General features: G+C 37.8%; 16 protein-coding genes. 1 reads left to right on the forward strand and 15 read right to left on the reverse strand.

The window, feature by feature from the left end; all coding sequences use genetic code 11:
• The 13 genes from AMET_RS14215 to AMET_RS14270 all read right to left on the reverse strand — a co-directional run bounded on the left by AMET_RS14215 (window position 1) and on the right by AMET_RS14270 (window position 13,435).
• Window positions 1-1,392: a UDP-N-acetylmuramoyl-tripeptide--D-alanyl-D-alanine ligase gene (locus AMET_RS14215; protein WP_012064001.1), complete on the reverse strand. Its 1,392-nt coding sequence runs from the start codon at window positions 1,390-1,392 to the stop codon at window positions 1-3.
• The gene (locus AMET_RS14220) at window positions 1,370-2,854 is read right to left on the reverse strand and encodes a UDP-N-acetylmuramoyl-L-alanyl-D-glutamate--2,6-diaminopimelate ligase (protein WP_012064002.1); all 1,485 of its coding nucleotides are present in this window, start codon (window positions 2,852-2,854) and stop codon (window positions 1,370-1,372) included. Before AMET_RS14220 ends, AMET_RS14215 begins: the two co-directional genes overlap by 23 nt.
• A gap of 141 nt (window positions 2,855-2,995) precedes the next feature.
• On the reverse strand, window positions 2,996-5,167 hold the full coding sequence (locus AMET_RS14225) for a penicillin-binding transpeptidase domain-containing protein (protein ID WP_012064003.1): 2,172 nt from the start codon (window positions 5,165-5,167) through the stop codon (window positions 2,996-2,998).
• Window positions 5,168-5,181: 14 nt separating this feature from the next.
• The gene (locus tag AMET_RS14230) at window positions 5,182-5,679 is read right to left on the reverse strand and encodes a hypothetical protein (protein WP_012064004.1); all 498 of its coding nucleotides are present in this window, start codon (window positions 5,677-5,679) and stop codon (window positions 5,182-5,184) included.
• A 31-nt stretch (window positions 5,680-5,710) separates the two neighbouring features.
• Window positions 5,711-6,646 carry a 16S rRNA (cytosine(1402)-N(4))-methyltransferase RsmH gene (gene rsmH / locus AMET_RS14235; protein ID WP_012064005.1) on the reverse strand — a complete coding sequence of 312 codons (936 nt, stop codon included), beginning with the start codon at window positions 6,644-6,646 and terminating at the stop codon, window positions 5,711-5,713.
• 27 nt (window positions 6,647-6,673) lie between these two features.
• Window positions 6,674-7,105 (reverse strand): division/cell wall cluster transcriptional repressor MraZ, encoded by a 432-nt coding sequence (mraZ, locus tag AMET_RS14240; protein ID WP_012064006.1) that lies wholly within the window; start codon window positions 7,103-7,105, stop codon window positions 6,674-6,676.
• A 193-nt stretch (window positions 7,106-7,298) separates the two neighbouring features.
• Entirely contained in the window at window positions 7,299-7,454 is a 156-nt protein-coding gene (locus tag AMET_RS25070) for an aspartyl-phosphate phosphatase Spo0E family protein (RefSeq protein ID WP_012064007.1), read from the reverse strand.
• A 140-nt stretch (window positions 7,455-7,594) separates the two neighbouring features.
• On the reverse strand, window positions 7,595-8,332 hold the full coding sequence (gene lgt / locus AMET_RS14245; protein ID WP_012064008.1) for a prolipoprotein diacylglyceryl transferase: 738 nt from the start codon (window positions 8,330-8,332) through the stop codon (window positions 7,595-7,597).
• 98 nt (window positions 8,333-8,430) lie between these two features.
• Window positions 8,431-9,720, reverse strand: coding sequence for an EF-P 5-aminopentanol modification-associated protein YfmH (yfmH, locus tag AMET_RS14250; RefSeq protein WP_012064009.1), 1,290 nt, complete (start codon window positions 9,718-9,720; stop codon window positions 8,431-8,433).
• An 18-nt stretch (window positions 9,721-9,738) separates the two neighbouring features.
• On the reverse strand, window positions 9,739-11,001 hold the full coding sequence (yfmF, locus tag AMET_RS14255) for an EF-P 5-aminopentanol modification-associated protein YfmF (RefSeq protein WP_012064010.1): 1,263 nt from the start codon (window positions 10,999-11,001) through the stop codon (window positions 9,739-9,741).
• A 120-nt stretch (window positions 11,002-11,121) separates the two neighbouring features.
• The gene (locus tag AMET_RS14260) at window positions 11,122-12,294 is read right to left on the reverse strand and encodes a hypothetical protein (protein WP_012064011.1); all 1,173 of its coding nucleotides are present in this window, start codon (window positions 12,292-12,294) and stop codon (window positions 11,122-11,124) included.
• A gap of 203 nt (window positions 12,295-12,497) precedes the next feature.
• Window positions 12,498-13,091: a YhcN/YlaJ family sporulation lipoprotein gene (locus AMET_RS24400; protein WP_012064012.1), complete on the reverse strand. Its 594-nt coding sequence runs from the start codon at window positions 13,089-13,091 to the stop codon at window positions 12,498-12,500.
• A 62-nt stretch (window positions 13,092-13,153) separates the two neighbouring features.
• Window positions 13,154-13,435, reverse strand: a complete 282-nt coding sequence (locus AMET_RS14270; protein WP_012064013.1) for a hypothetical protein — start codon at window positions 13,433-13,435, stop codon at window positions 13,154-13,156.
• 201 nt (window positions 13,436-13,636) lie between these two features.
• Between AMET_RS14270 and ychF the strand changes: the two genes are divergently transcribed.
• On the forward strand, window positions 13,637-14,731 hold the full coding sequence (gene ychF / locus AMET_RS14275) for a redox-regulated ATPase YchF (RefSeq protein ID WP_012064014.1): 1,095 nt from the start codon (window positions 13,637-13,639) through the stop codon (window positions 14,729-14,731).
• A 112-nt stretch (window positions 14,732-14,843) separates the two neighbouring features.
• Here ychF and deoC read toward each other — a convergent pair whose 3' ends face one another.
• Window positions 14,844-15,518 carry a deoxyribose-phosphate aldolase gene (deoC, locus tag AMET_RS14280; protein ID WP_012064015.1) on the reverse strand — a complete coding sequence of 225 codons (675 nt, stop codon included), beginning with the start codon at window positions 15,516-15,518 and terminating at the stop codon, window positions 14,844-14,846.
• Window positions 15,519-15,534: 16 nt separating this feature from the next.
• Window positions 15,535-16,113 (reverse strand): phosphate propanoyltransferase, encoded by a 579-nt coding sequence (gene pduL, locus AMET_RS14285; RefSeq protein WP_012064016.1) that lies wholly within the window; start codon window positions 16,111-16,113, stop codon window positions 15,535-15,537.
• Window positions 16,114-16,188: the final 75 nt, after the last annotated feature.

The raw sequence follows: 16,188 nt of genomic DNA on the forward strand, positions 1-16,188 counted from the left end.
TTAGCTCCTCTCTTGTATAAAGTTAACAATTTCCTCCATTTTCATTCCCCTGGATCCCTTTACCAGTACCACATCTCGAGGCGAAAGTAAGGTTTTTAATACTTTAATTGCTAAATCATTAGAGGGTGTCTGGTAAATATGGGCTTGGCTAAAGCCTTGTTCTACTGCCTCTCTAGCAATCCACTGTGCACTTTTTCCTACTGTAATTAAGTAATCTACAGGACTGGTTGCTATAAAACTACCTATCCTTCGATGGCCCTCTTCGGCAAATGAACCCATCTCTAATATATCTCCTAAAATCGCAATCTTGCGTATTCCTGTACTTTGGTTTAAAACTGTTATAGCCGCTTTCATAGAATCAGGACTGGCATTATAGGCATCATTAATTACCTTGACATCCCCATAAGTAACAATTTCCAGTCTCATTTTAGAGAGTTCTAGCCTATCAAATCCTTTTTGTATTGCTAAGGGTGTCATTTGATAATGTAGTCCAACCCAAAGGGCCACTAACCCATTATATACATTATGAATTCCCGGTTGTCTTACTTGAAATGTATGCTTTTTCTTTTGAATCATGACATCAAATCGATAGCCAACCTCTCCTAAGCACACTAAATTCTCTGCATAAATGTCATTAGATGGATCTATTCCAAAGGTGATTATTCGATACGTCTTGCTTTCCTCCTTGACAGTCTTTAGAAAAGGATCGTCTCCATTAATAAGTAAGTAGTCTTTTTCTCGTAGTCTAGTTGTAATCTCCATTTTTGCAGTTAATATATTTTCTTGACTGCCCAAATGCTCTATATGTGAAAACCCCACATTAGTAATCACTGCGATATGCGGTTGTACCGTTTTAGCTAAACTTAAAATTTCTCCTAAGGAATTCATCCCCATTTCTAAGACACCGATTTCATGGCACGGCTCTAAATTAAATAAGGTTAAAGGGAGTCCTATTTGATTATTTAAGTTACCTTCATTCTTCAGTACGTTGAAATTAGTCTCTAATATACCAGCAATCATATCTTTAGTTGTTGTTTTTCCTGTACTTCCTGTGACGCCTATAAATGGAATGTTAGAATTCTGACGATAATGTCGTCCAATTTCCTTTAGTGCCTGCAATGTATCTTCTACTTCAATAACATAAAAATCATTCAACTTGCCTAATGGAAATTCCTGACCTTTTTGTACCAAAGCACCTATTGCCCCTCGTTCCATGGCCTGTAGAATAAATTGATGCCCATCAAAGAACGCTCCTATTAATGGCACAAAAAGTGATTCTTCCTTCATTTTTCGTGTGTCAGTAGAGATTTCATTAACCTGGTCCTTTGTTCCCTCAAGAATCATTTTACCTTTACATACAGTGATGATTTTATGAATGGATATCGGAATCATCCAATCCTTCCTCCTTTGCAATCTCTCTGGCTACCCCGCAATCATCAAAGATAATCACATTGCTTCCTATCTGTTGGGTCGCTTCATGACCTTTTCCTGCAATTAAGACAATATCCCCCTTTTTTGCCTCTTTCATGGCGTAGCGAATGGCTTCACGTCTATCCTCTATAATCGTATATAATCCTTTTGTTTTCTTTATTCCTGCTTCAATCATCATTAAAATTTTATAAGGATCCTCTGTCCGAGGGTTGTCAGACGTAATCACAGACAAGTCACTTAGTGACCCGGATATTTCACCCATGACAGACCTTTTGGTTCGATCTCGATCCCCACCACATCCAAAAACAGTAATCACTCGATGTTCCGTTACATTTTTTGCTGCCTGAATCACATTTTCGATTGCATCAGGTGTATGCGCATAATCCACTATAACAGAAAAGTCCTTAATTCCTAGTACAGACTCAAACCGTCCCGGAACACCAGGAATAGATTGTATTCCTTGGACAATGACGTCAAATGGAACACCTATTGCAATGCTCGTTGCAATAGACGCCAGTGCATTATATGCAGAAAAAATCCCTGGAATTTTGACCGTCACCCGCGCTTCTCCTACGGGTGTGACTAAATCAAATGTCACATCCTTTAATGTGGTTGCTATGTTTTTCGCCATCACTGTTGCCTGTTTCTTTATGCCAAATGTAATTAAGCTAGGTTTTAGCTTCTTCACCTCTTCTGCAATCATGGCCCCATGAGGATCATCTATATTAATGACGTTGGCAACAGTGGTCAAATAAAAAAGCTTCTTCTTAGCCTCTCGATAGTTGTCAATATTTTCATGAAAATCCAAATGCTCTGGGGTTAAATTTGTAAAGACTCCTACCTTGAACTCACTTTCAGCTACCCGTTCTAACGCTAGTGCATGGGAGGATACTTCCATGACACACTCTGTGACTTTTTCATCCGCCATCTCTTTAAAGATTTGCTGTAAGTCTATGGATTCCGGCGTTGTCCGTTGGGCTTCAACTTCTGTGTTACCAATCCAGTTGGCAATGGTCCCGATGAGCCCCACCTTTCTTTCATGATTCTCTAGAATTTTCTTAATCATATATGTGGTGCTGGTTTTACCATTGGTACCCGTTACCCCAATTAATTCAAGATGTTGACTGGGTCTTCCATAAAATGTAGACCCTAGCTGAGCCATAACCTGTCTGGTATCCTTTACTTGAACCCAGGTGACACCATCTAAACCTGTCATATCTTTTTGTGCCACAATGGCAATTGCACCTTTTTTGATTGCTTGATCAATAAAATGGTGTCCGTCGGTTTGAAATCCCTCTATGCATATAAACAAGCTATTTGGCGTTACTTTTCTTGAATCATAGTAAATATTCTCTATATTAATACGTTCTTCACCTTTAATCTCTATTGTATCAATTTCCTCTAATAGGTCCATTAATTTCATCTGAACCCCTCCAATCCTATTTGCTATTATTAACCTTTGTTTTCCTTTTTAAAAGGCAACATAAAATTAAAGGTGATTGCCTCTAACTTTAGTTGCCCTATTCATTATAATGCGTAATCTATGATTTGTCAGTATTGAATTTTAACCGGGCTTAAAGACTACGTTCACAATCGTTCCGGGATCCACTTCAGTTCCAGGCTCTGGAGATTGATTGTCTGCTTTACCACTTCCAGTTACCTTTAAATTCAATCCAACTGTTCTGAGTATTGTATTGGCTTCTCGAATGGTTTTACCCCTTAAATCTGGAACCAACACAGTAGAAGGAATATGTTCATTTGGTTGGGTATATAGCAAGACAATGGATTTATCCGTTACCCGTGCCCCTGGCTTTGGAAACATATCAATCACCATGGCCTGATCATCCTGTATATATTCTGGCTCTGTATTATACTGTAGTTTATTGTCAATTAAAATCTGTGCAGCATCCTTCACTGTCATGTCTCGTACCTCTGGAACGATCACTTCAGTTTGGGCATACATTTCAGCTTCGCTTTCTGTGTATTTCGGTTTAATATCCAAGTAGCGAAGAGATTCTTCGAAAATTTCCTTTGCCACTGGTCCTGCTGTGGTACTGCCAAAGTGACTGAATCCATTTGGTTCATCAACAATAACCAAAATAGCTAGTTGTGGATCATCAATAGGGACGACACCAACAAATGAGGAAACGTATAGGCCTTGAGCATATCTTCCGTCTACAGCTTTCTGAGCTGTTCCTGTTTTTCCACCAACCCTGTGACCAGGGATATATGCTGGGCCTCCCCCACCTGCTGCCACAACTGACTCCATGATTTCCAACATCTCTTTTGAAGTTTTTTCTGAGATTACCTGCCGAACCATAGTCTCTTCAAATTGATGTACTATGTTGCCCTCTAGATCTACAAGCTCTTTCACTATTCTTGGTTTCATTAACTTTCCGTCATTGGCAATGGCCGCAGTGGCTGTTAACAGTTGAATAGGTGTCACTGAAATACTTTGCCCAAAAGAAATGGTCGCTAGCTCTACTGGCCCCACATTCCCAAGACTATACATAATCGATTTACGTTCTCCCGGTAAATCAACCCCTGTGACATCTGCGAAACCAAAACCATTTATATATCGATAAAAAGTCTCTGGTCCCATCCGTTGCCCTAATTCAACAAAGACTGGGTTGTCGGAGTTTTGAACAGCTTCGGCTAATGTTTGGTGTCCAAAGGGATTATACCAACGCCAGCTCCTGATTATTGTACCTGCTACATTGATCGTCCCGCTTGAATAGAAAGTACTATCCAAGGTGGCGACTCCCTCTTCTAAAGCTGCTGAAGTTGTAATCACTTTGAAGGTAGAGCCTGGTTCATAAGTGTCATTAATTACAGGGTTACGCCACATAGCATACCAAGCGTCTAGTTGTTCTTCGTTACTCATATTCTCTAACTCTGCCTTTAAAATATGATCTAAAGGAATTCTTGGCTCATTAGGATCATAATCTGGTTTAATGGCCATGGCTAAAATTTCTCCTGTTTTAATATCCATCACTGTTGCTGATACCCTTTTTGCTTTGTTAATCTCAAGAGCGTTTTCCACAGCCTTTTCTGCAAAATGCTGTATTACCTCATCAATTGTCAAGACAACATTCAACCCGTTTTCCGGTGGATAATATCTCTCAACTCCAAAAGATAACTGCCTTCCTGCACCATCTGTGCTCTTAATCCATCTACCTGGCAAACCAGTCAGATACTTATCATACTCTAGTTCAATCCCCGCCATTCCATTATTATCGTTGGTGGTGTGTCCTAGTATATAAGATGCAAAATTTCCATAGGGATAATAACGTTTATTATCTTCAGCAATCCATACGCCGCTCAATCGTTGTCCTCGAACTGCATCCGCAATTTCATCATCCACCCATCTAGAAACCCGCACTAGTCCATAGGTTTTATCCAACAATTGTTCTAGCAATTTTTCTTCTTCTAAGTCTAGCATTTCTGCTAATATTTTGGCCGCTTCTTCAGGCTTTTGAACTTCTCTTGGGCTGGCCCAAATGGTATTGGTACTGGCACTAATGGCAAGTTCCTTTCCATTTCGATCATAAATCGTTCCTCGTGTTGCTGGTATTGGTGTGTCCCTCGTTTGTTGTGAGTTTGCTAATTCTTTATATTTTTCGCCATTTACGATCTGAATCCACCCTAATCTGATAATCAATCCGAATATCACAAAGGATACAACAGCAAAAATACCGACGAGTCTTCTTTTGCTAGAAATACTTGGTTGAGACACCAAAGTTCCCCCCCTTATGTTCTAATTAAACTAAAAATTTTTCCAAATAACCGCTTAATCCCACGGTGCTGTAACTGGTCCTGTTTATGTTGACTAAGGCGATGGGTTGAAATAACTTGATTAACCAATGCCACCTGAGTCACATCAATCTGAATGTAGTTCATCTGTTGAGAAGTTGGATATTGTAGATTCAATCGCTCCTTTGCCTCCTGCTCTATCCACTTAGACTTGGATGCACGTTCTACTTCTACCCTGAGGTGTTCCTTTTGAACCTCTAATTGCTCTAACTCATTACCTAGATTATGGACACGATGTCTTGCCTCGGTAATACCTACATATCGTAGCAACAGTAATAGGCTCAGTGCTAAAATCACACCTAAGCAGGAAGCAATCATTATTTTTTCAAATTTTCGGCTCTTGGGTTTCGGCTTTTTTTGTGTTTTAGGTGCTTGCTGTTGATATTGCTTTTCCTCTTGGCCCAAATGTTTGTATTCTTCCTGTGCTACTACCAAATTTATTCACCCTTTCTTCTCTTTAGAACTGCTACACTCTTTCGGCAACCCGCAACTTTGCACTTCTTGATCTCGGATTTACCTCTAATTCTGCTTCACTTGGTAAAATTGGTTTCCTGGTCACAATCTTTACCATCTGCTCTTTTTCACATTTACAAACTGGAAACTGAGGTGGACAAACACATGGATTCTGTAATCTTCTAAATACATTTTTCACAATTCGGTCTTCAAGTGAATGAAAACTAATAATCGCAATTCGGCCTCCAGGCTTCATATGTTTGGCTGCTGCTTCTATGGTTGCTTCTATAATTTCTAGTTCTTGATTGACTTCGATTCGAATGGCTTGAAATGTACGTTTTGCCGGATGCGGTCCATCTTTTCTGGCACCCTTTGGTACAGCCTTCTTAATCACTTCCACCATTTGGTGAGTGGTCTCAATTGGGGCCAGTTCTCTCTCTTGAACAATAAACTGGGCAATTCGTCTAGCCCATCTGTCTTCCCCATACTCCTTGATAATTCGCTCCAATTCTTTTTCGCTATAGTCATTCACAATATCCCTAGCAGAAAAACCACTTCTTCTATCCATCCGCATATCCAATGGTGCATCCTGCATATATGAGAACCCGCGCTCCCGCTCATCTAATTGGTGGGAGGAAACCCCTAAATCCAGCAAAACACCATCAATAGTTGTAATTTCAAGGTTTTCTAATATTTTATCTAGATTATGGAAATTATCATGTACTAGTTTCACCTTTGTTCCATGTTCTTCTAGTCTCTCTCCAGCAGCACTAAGGGCATTTTCATCCTGGTCAATTCCGATTAGCAACCCTTCTTTACCTAATACCTTAAGGATTTCTTGCGAATGTCCTGCACCACCCAAAGTACCATCTACATAGATACCATTTTCCTTAATGTCTAGTGCCTCTATACATTCTTTTAATAAAACCGATGTATGTTCAAAATTCATTTTATCACCTTCAACTTTCAATTATCTTTATATTCCTAGCTCTTCCATTCTATTGGCAATTTCGTCATAGCTTAAATTGGAATCATCATTATACTGACCCCACTGGTCTGAGCTCCAAATCTCAATTCGTGTTGCAACGCCAATGACGATAACTTCTTTTTCTAGATAGGCATGGGATCTTAGATTATTGGGAATTCTTATTCTCCCCTGATTATCTAATTCACATTCCGTGGCACCGGAAAAGAAAAACCTGACAAATGCACGAGCATCTCGATTGGTTAAGGGAAGCTTTTTCAATTTGTCTTCTAATACCTTCCACTCATCCATAGAATAGACAAACAAACAGTTATCAAGGCCCTTGGTTAAAATAAACCGGTCTCCTAGTTCTTCTCGGAACCTTGAAGGAACACTTAATCTGCCTTTACTATCTATCGAATGATTATATTCCCCAATAAACATGACTCATCCCACCTTAGGGTTTTTATCCCACATCATACCACTTCATACCACTTTACCTATATTTTCTATTAATTTTGATTAAATCCTGCTTGTTTTCTTAATTTAATAATTTATTTTTTTGCTTTAGGCCTCTAGGACTATAAAAAGACATAAAAAAAACTGCCTAATATAGGCAGTCTTCTTATCATTTTATTTATCCATTAAAATTAATGGTATCTTCTTGGTTGTAGTAATCTACAATCAAGCAATCTAATTTCGTACTAAGGTCATAAATTTTACCATAATCCTCTTGATTTCCAATTAACTGATTTAGCACATTTCTCATTGACTCAATTTCATTTTTTATCATCTGCTCACCCCAATTGTCTTTTGTTTTGTGATTCTTATTCTAGACAATTTGGACTTATTTGTCAAAGATTAGAAGTACATTTTTTTTACATTTTTTCAATATTTTCTTGCTATTTCTCCTAAATACTACCTTTTTTAACCTTAGTTAGCATTTTTTTTCATGCCTTCTAGTATTTTCATTACTATAATAGCCCCAATAACGATCCCAATACTAATGACTTGGGCAATTCGAAGGGGTCCAATCATTAAGCTATCAATTCGAAGTCCTTCAATAAAGAATCTCCCGATGGAATAAAGTATTAAATATAATAGAAATATTTGACCTTTGTATTTTCGTTTTTTTGTATAATAAAGCAGACCAAAAAAGACAATAAAGTTCCAGAGAGACTCGTAAAGAAAAGTTGGGTGTACCATCACACCATCAATTTGAATGGCCCAAGGTAGATCAGTTGGAGTTCCATAGGCCTCTTGATTGATATAGTTTCCCCACCTACCAATGGCTTGACCTAAAATAAGACTTGGGGCAGTAATATCTGCTAACTGCCAAAAATGAATCCTCTTATATCGACAAAATAGGTATCCTATTAAGACCCCCCCTATAATGCCTCCGTGTATGGCTAGACCCCCATCTCGAAAACGGAGAATACTTCCTGGATTAGCCATGTAGTAATCTAGACTAAATAAAACATAGTAGAGCCTTGCCATGAGAACTGCAACCGGTACAGCCACTAAGGCTAAATCTATAATCACATCATCATATAACCCTTCTCTTTTGGCTCGAATTGTGGCCACCACAATTCCTAAAAATATACCCAAGGATATAATGATACCATACCAAGCCACCGGTATACCAAATACTGTAAATGCTATGGGATCCACATTGATTCCTCCTTCAATTAACAATTCAATTCTTTATAGGTTGCCGTTTCTCCATCAAGATATAGTTAATTATAAAGAATCTTTTAGTTAAAGTCAAACTAGGAAGTTACAATGGACATCACTTGATGATTTTCATCAAAATGTTTTACAAAGCGCATTTCTACCGTTTCAAAAGTCATATTTTGAAGCTCTTCCACATAATTTAACAAATTGACTCCTTTAAAATGATAGGACACAAAGGAGCTCCCAATGAATTCAATGGAATTGAAAAGACTTAAATGCTCCCCAATTTGTTTGCGATGAATCCGGTCAAAATCTTTTGGATTTAATCCATTCTTTTTTAGGTCTAACACATATCTATTGACTGTTTGTAAAACCTCTTGGGGCGACTCAGACTCTCCACCAATGATACTATGGCCGTAGTCAACATCACCTATATAATCCGCCCCAAATGTATCGCTGTTAATTAACCCCTTATCATATAGCTCCTCATACAATGATGAGCCCTTTCCAAATACTATGTCCAAAGCGATTCTTGTGGCAATTTCTTTTTTAATTAGCGCAATCCCTTCTAACCCTAAATCAATGTCTTTATAGCCAATATTAAATATTGGTGTGGAGATGGAAAGCTTGGTTTCCATAAGTGCCTCTTTAATTGTTGTTATCTCTTGAGGATATAATTTTTCAATTGTAATGCTTTCTTTTTCAGGCTGGTCTCTGAATACGGCTTCAGCTTTTTCAAAAACTTGTTCTCGATCTAAATCTCCTATGACAAACAGCACCATGTTACTAGGATGATAGAATGTCTCATAGCAATCATATAGGTTTTCCTTAGTTGTTTGATGTATGCTTTCAACGGTTCCTGCAATATCATTTTTTACTGGATGCTCATGATACATTCCCTTTAATAAGTTAAAAAACACCCGCCATTGAGGGTTATCCTCATACATTCTTATTTCTTGTTCAATGATGCCCTTTTCTTTCTTCACACTCTCCTCTGTAAAGTAAGGGGATTGAACAAATTGAATTAAATTTTTTAGATTTTCATAAAAAGACTCTGTTGTAGTGAAATAATAGGTGGTTAGATTGAAATTAGTATAGGCATTGGCACTTGCTCCTAGATCTGCAAATCGATCAAACACATTCCCCTCAGGCTCTTCAAACATTTTATGCTCTAAGAAATGTGCAATTCCTTCAGGAACAATAATGACTTCGTCGTTCTTGCTACCTTTAAATTTGATGTCATTGGACCCGAAATGAGTTGCGAAAATCGCATATTTTTTTGAATATCCTGATTTGGGCATATAAAATACTTCTAGTCCATTATTCAGTTTTTTATTATAGATTACTTCACCAATTAGTTCTCCTTTTATCTCTCGGTATTTCAATTTAATCCCTCCCTCTTCCTATGCTTTTTTTAAAAAGTAGATGGTGTCTAATTCAATTTTTTCGGCTACTTCCACCACATCCGCCTTAGCTACTCCACGTATTTTTTCAATCATTGTATTGATGGTTTCATTGGTTTGACTCAAACTTTGACTCAGTATAAAATTGGCTAACCCATTACTGCTATCCCTCAATGACTCTAGATTTGTAATGACTGCTTTTTTCCCATGCTCCATTTGCATGTCACTAATATTTCCTGATTCCATCTCCTTTAATTGATTCTCAACAGCTTTAATCGTTTCTCCATATTGTGCTTCCTCAATCCCACTACTAATCAGCATCAATGATTTGAATTTTTCTAACTGAGAAAAAATATAGTAACACAAGCTCTTTTCTTCTCTGACCTTCAAAAACAGTTTAGAATGAGCTCCTCCCCCCAATATACTAGAATAAACCATTAACGCAGCATATCCTGCCTCCTCATATGGAATGTTTGTCCGATAACCTAATGTTAATTTCCCTTGATTAATTTCCATGTTTTCTTCTACTTCATTCACTTTATTTACTTCAAAGTTTACTTTCTCCCGTTCATTTTCCAACACTGTTTTTCTATTAAACTTAAAAGTATCCTTAATCATCTTAACAATTTTTTCGTGTTGAATATCCCCTACCACAACAATATCAATAGGGCTGGTTTCCATTACCTTTTTATAGTGTTTATATAGCTTTGTTTCATCAATTCCCTCTAAATCCTCAATTTCACCCTGGGGAAAAATATGAAAGGGCTCCTCCTTGCACATTTCTTCTGCACAACGCTCTAAAGAGTAACTCATTTTGTCATTGATACGACCAGAGATTCGATCCTGAAGATTTTTCTTTTCTTGATTTACATATTCTTTTTTGAAAGCTCCATTTTCTAAGAAAGGCCCATGAATGATTTCATTTAAAAGCACCAATCCCTTTTCAAATACCGACTCCTCAACAAATTGATCATTGGCCAACATGAGTGAAAATTGAATAATCTGCCGTTCTCCTTTTTTATCTACATTTGTATTAAAGCTCGCTCCATATAAATAATCTAGGGAATCCGAGATGGCCTTAGATGTTGGATGACTTTGTGTTCCCCTTTCTAAGATCATTGGTAGCAAAGCATTGTATGTGACTTCCTCCTTAGTAAGTGGTCTTTGGATGTTGAAATTAATTATATTGGTTTTAAAGTGACCCACCCTTAAAGTATGTAGGTACACACCTTCATTTATCTTCGTTCTCTTCGGTAATTCCATGATACACCCTCCTCTTTTGATCATAACAATCATTGTTCCATATTATTGCCAAATCCCTTATATTTAACACACATCTTTTATGCTAAATCACCAATATAAATGATTTAATAAAAATTTAAGTCACCAGCTTTGTAGGGTAACCAGATGAATTCGCTGTTGTAATTCCCTGACTAGAAATTCATTACCCTCAAATCCAATAATATGTCTTATATTCACCGTATAGGGCACCTGTGCTTTTTTAGATGCTTTTTCAACCACTAATCTAGAAGTTCCTTCATCGTCTAAATGAGCAGTCTGTAAAATCACCATTTCCCTCACTCCATATGTCATCAATTTTTCCATTTCCCGCTCAATATGTTTTCCGTCTAACCCCGAGAATCGAATTCTCCCTAGTTGAAATCCCTCATTAATCATCAAATCCTTGACTTTTTGTCTAAATAATAAATCCTGTTTGACATACTGAAGTCCTTCTCGCCCCTGCCCCAGCTCTTCTCCTAACAAAATAACACCAATATTATCTTGTCTTTGGCTTTGCGTTTGATTAAGAACTTGCTGTAAAAATGATTGTGCCATCAAATCACTATCCCATAATGGGTAGGTGGTTTTAATTTGTATCCCCTCTTGCATGAGATTTAAATTTCTAACAAAATCTGTTGTTTGCAGAAACCCTTCATTTTCTGACAGGATAACAGGTACAATGAGTAATTTGGAATGCCCTAGTTTAATGGCTTCAAATACGACTTCCTCAAAAAAGGGTGGATGATTTTGATAGGACACATAAAGATTATGTTCCGAGCTGATTTGTTCTTTTAATTTTCCCTGAATCTTTTGACTTTGAATCACATGAGACCCTCTTTCGACTTTCTCATATCTAATCTTTTCCCGAAATAAATGTAGTGGCAAAAAAGCCTGGCTTAGCAAGCCTTCTTCTTCTCTTATTTTCCTTAATACAACTGGTAATTCATATGTAGCGGACTCTCCTTCAAATAGTAAAATAACACCAACATTTTCAGAGGGTACATGGTGTACCATGGGATGTCTTACTTCTACAGAGTGCTGTACTTCTATTGAATATTGCCAAATGCCCAATAAAATCATCATGACAATATAACCCATTACAATTCCACCCAAAAGAATCTGCATCTGTTTTATGCTTTGTTTTTTTAAGTGTTTCAACTGATTCCATATATATATGCCTGATGAAACCCATAATAACCTTTCCCAAATGCCTATTGAAATAAAAGCCAACATAATCATGATGCTGGCAATAAATGCTTTCATACCACTTACCATTACTTTACCCCCTTGTGCAAAACTCATTTTATAGTTCTCTGTGATGGTTCATCATTCATATACTTTCTTTATTGTAAAAGCATATGTCCATTTTTTCTCTAAAATAACCAAATTGGCTTAGTCAATACACATTATTGATAAACCCACAAGTTTTCACTTGTGGGTTTATCAATAATGTGAGATGGAGTATGACTCCATCTTTATTATGCACCTGGTGTAATTCTTCTAATTAGCTCTTCAATTTCTCGTCCAAAGCCACTTAATGGTCTTCCTCTTCCTGCTTCTCGTGCTATATTCTCAATTCGCTCGAAAATATCAGGATCAGCAGTAACCGAAACCCGCTCAATTCTTTGATCTGCTGTTTTAACAGTTTCTTCAACTTTCCTTTTTATTTCAGTATTCATATCTCCTTTAGTTGGCGATGTAAGGTTAACGCCTACTATGGCCATGTTATCTGTGATGACAACTGTCGCACTTTGAACTTCATCTAATTTAACCACTTCATTGACGATATTATCTGCTCTTAGAGTTAATTCTCTATCCATCATTCCTTGCTCATCCGCCGTTTGTCCTGTGTCTTGTCGATTTGGATTTCTCATTGGATTATTTGGATCTGTATTTCTCATCTCTGGTTGTTGTAAAGGTGCATTAGGATCACCCATCACGCCATCTGGCGGCACACTTTCTTCAACAGGTCTTTGATCCGGTACAGGTCTCTCAGCTGGACGACAGCCTGTAATCATAATTACAGCCACTAAGAATATAACTAAAATCAGTATGATTTTTGTCTTCTTCAAAAAGTCACCTCCCCATTCTATTGTCTCTCATAATCATTCTTTATATGAGTTCCTACTAATTTTTATTGACCTCCTCCTGGAGCTACATTTTGTGGTCCAACTGGATTCTCCGGTCTAACGTTCGGGTCTTGTGCTGGTGCTCCTGGAGTTCCAGGTGCAGCAGGGTCCTCAAATCCTGGACTCATTGGGTCTCTTACTGGTTCCTGTATTCTTTGGTCTGGCGGAACAGGTTGTTCTATTCCTGGTCCCTCTGGTACAGGTCTTTCGGCTGGCCTACAGCCAGTTACAACTACAGCTATTAGTAAAACCGCTAACAAAACAATTAATATTTTTTTATATTGCACAATATCACCTCCTAATTATATTCTTTCACCAGACTTCCTTTTTATTTGAGCTATATTTTTCTTGATTTCTCATTGTTTGACAAGAAATTTTTTATTCCCTTTGAAGCATAATAAAAGGAATACGAAAACCGTATTGCAGTCCTCTTCATAATAAGGTATAATTTTACCAGTGCGTATTTAGATAGAGAAAGGAAGTTTTTCATGAAGTTAGGCATTGTTGGATTACCCAATGTTGGCAAAAGCACCTTATTTAATGCAATTACCCAGGCAGGAGCTGAATCTGCTAACTATCCTTTTTGTACCATAGAACCAAATATCGGTGTTGTCGCTGTACCAGATTATCGTCTTTCAAATTTAAAAGAAATGTACAACTCTCAAAAGGTTATCCCTGCGGCAATTGAATTCTATGATATTGCTGGATTAGTAAAAGGTGCCAGTAAGGGAGAAGGTCTTGGAAATAAATTCTTATCTCATATCCGTGAGGTTGAATCAATTGTTCATGTAGTCAGATGCTTCGAAGATTCTAATGTTACCCATGTAGATGGCAACGTTGATCCCCTAAGAGATATCGAAACAATTAATCTTGAGTTGATATTATCAGACCTAGAATCGGTTGAAAAACGTATTCCAAAATTAGAAAAGCAAGTAAAGCTTGATAAAAGTCTATTACCAGAACTTGAACTGCTACATCAATTACAAGGGGTCTTAGAACAAGGGCTTTCTGCTAGGTCTCAAGATCTTAATGAAGACCAACAAAAAATGCTAAAGGAATTTACATTGCTTTCAGCTAAGCCAATCATCTATGTTGCTAATGTATCTGAGGATGAAGTTGGTGATGGTGGATCTGACAATCCTCATGTAACCACACTTAGAGAATTTGCAATGGAGGAAGGTTCCGAAGTTGTTGTGATTTGTGCTAAGATCGAAGCAGAAATTTCTGAGTTAGAGGAAGAAGAAAAGCAGGGTTTCTTAGAAGATTTAGGGTTGACACAATCAGGCTTAGATCGTCTTGTACAAGCCTCATATTCATTGTTAGGGCTGATCAGCTACCTAACAGCAGGACCTAAGGAAGTTCGGGCTTGGACAATTACACGTGGCATGAAGGCTCCACAAGCTGCTGGAAAAATCCACACGGACTTTGAGCGAGGCTTCATTCGCGCTGAGGTGGTTGCCTTTGACAAATTAATGGAAGCAGGTAGTCATACTGCTGCCAAGGAGAAGGGCCATGTTGGTATAGAAGGAAAAGACTATATTGTTAAAGATGGAGATGTTATTCTTTTTAGATTTAATGTATAGGTTTAAACGAAGAAGATGAAAAATTTTCAACAAATAAAAACAACCTACTTAGTGGTCATTAAGTAGGTTGTTTTTATTTGTTGAATTGACGTCCTATTTCCTAGCTCACTCATTAATATCCTACGCTTTGGTTATCTGTGCCCTCTACAATGCTTACGGAGGTACTAGCACCTATTCTCGTGGCCCCAGCATCAATCATAGCCATAGCAGTTTTTGTATCTCTAACCCCTCCAGAGGCCTTGACCCCCAAAGTAGGCCCCACAGTTTCACGCATCAAGCGTATGTCTTCTACGGTTGCCCCCCCACTACTGAATCCTGTTGATGTTTTAACAAAATGGGCCCCGGCTTGCTTAGAAAGCTCACATGCCAAAACCTTCTCGCCCTCTGTTAACAGGCAAGTTTCAATAATTACCTTAACAATGGCGCGACCTTGAGCAGCCTCCACAACAGACTGAATATCTTCTAAAACATAGATATTATTTTTATCTTTTAAAGCACCTATATTAATGACCATATCTATTTCATGGGCGCCCTTAGTAATGGCGTCCTTTGTTTCAAAAGCCTTGGTTTCCTTAGAAGCTGATCCAAGAGGAAACCCCACAACTGCAGTTACCTTTACGTCTGTTTCTTTTAATTGGTCCACTACATAACTCACATTAGACCCATTAACGCAAACCGAATAAAAATCGTGTTTCCTTGCTTCATCGCACACCTGTTTAATTTGCGCCTTGGTTGTTTCGGGCTTTAAAATTGTATGGTCAATATATTTGCTCAACTGCTGTCTCATATAGCTTGCCTCCATATTATTCAGTAATTAATTCTACCATTTCACCATTTTTCAGCCCAGCAGCATTTCCTTCATCTACGTCAATGTGCATTTCGAGTGCATATGTTTCATGGGCTCTAACCAATACATTTTCAAATGTAATGGCTCTTTCCCCACCAGTTCTAATTTTTACTCTTTGCTTATCAACTACACCAAATGCTTCTGCATCACTGGTATGCATATGTATATGTCTTGCCGCAGCAATTATGCCTTCTTCCATTTCCACTTCGCCCTTTGGTCCTACTATTTTAAATTCTGGACTACCTGCTATATCTCCAGAATCTCTTACTGGAGGTTTAAGTCCTAAAATAAAACCATCCGCTATTGATATTTCAACTTGTGTTTTTGGCCTAGCCGGTCCCAATACCCTAACACCCTTAATTATATTTTTAGGTCCAACTAAATCTACTTTTTCTTCGCATGCATACTGTCCTGGCTGTGATAAATCTTTAACCTTTGTTAGCTCATGACCTACTCCAAATAATTTTTCAATGTCCTCTTGACATAAGTGAATATGTCTGTTTGATAGTGCAACTGGCAATACTTTTTTACTCATTATTATTCCCCCTCGTATTGTATACTATGGTCAATCCATGGATGTGAGAGTATACTTTTTTTGTCAAAAAAGATA

Source organism: Alkaliphilus metalliredigens QYMF, assembly GCF_000016985.1.
Lineage (GTDB): Bacteria > Bacillota > Clostridia > Peptostreptococcales > Natronincolaceae > Alkaliphilus_A > Alkaliphilus_A metalliredigens.

Coding starts and splice junctions, on each gene's coding strand:
- AMET_RS14215 (WP_012064001.1), bottom strand. CDS start 1,392: ATGATTCCGATATCCATTCATAAAATCATCACTGTATGTAAAGGTAAA.
- AMET_RS14220 (WP_012064002.1), bottom strand. CDS start 2,854: ATGAAATTAATGGACCTATTAGAGGAAATTGATACAATAGAGATTAAA.
- rsmH (WP_012064005.1), bottom strand. CDS start 6,646: ATGAATTTTGAACATACATCGGTTTTATTAAAAGAATGTATAGAGGCA.
- mraZ (WP_012064006.1), bottom strand. CDS start 7,105: ATGTTTATTGGGGAATATAATCATTCGATAGATAGTAAAGGCAGATTA.
- AMET_RS25070 (WP_012064007.1), bottom strand. CDS start 7,454: ATGATAAAAAATGAAATTGAGTCAATGAGAAATGTGCTAAATCAGTTA.
- yfmF (WP_012064010.1), bottom strand. CDS start 11,001: ATGGAATTACCGAAGAGAACGAAGATAAATGAAGGTGTGTACCTACAT.
- AMET_RS14260 (WP_012064011.1), bottom strand. CDS start 12,294: ATGGTAAGTGGTATGAAAGCATTTATTGCCAGCATCATGATTATGTTG.
- ychF (WP_012064014.1), top strand. CDS start 13,637: ATGAAGTTAGGCATTGTTGGATTACCCAATGTTGGCAAAAGCACCTTA.
- deoC (WP_012064015.1), bottom strand. CDS start 15,518: ATGAGACAGCAGTTGAGCAAATATATTGACCATACAATTTTAAAGCCC.
- pduL (WP_012064016.1), bottom strand. CDS start 16,113: ATGAGTAAAAAAGTATTGCCAGTTGCACTATCAAACAGACATATTCAC.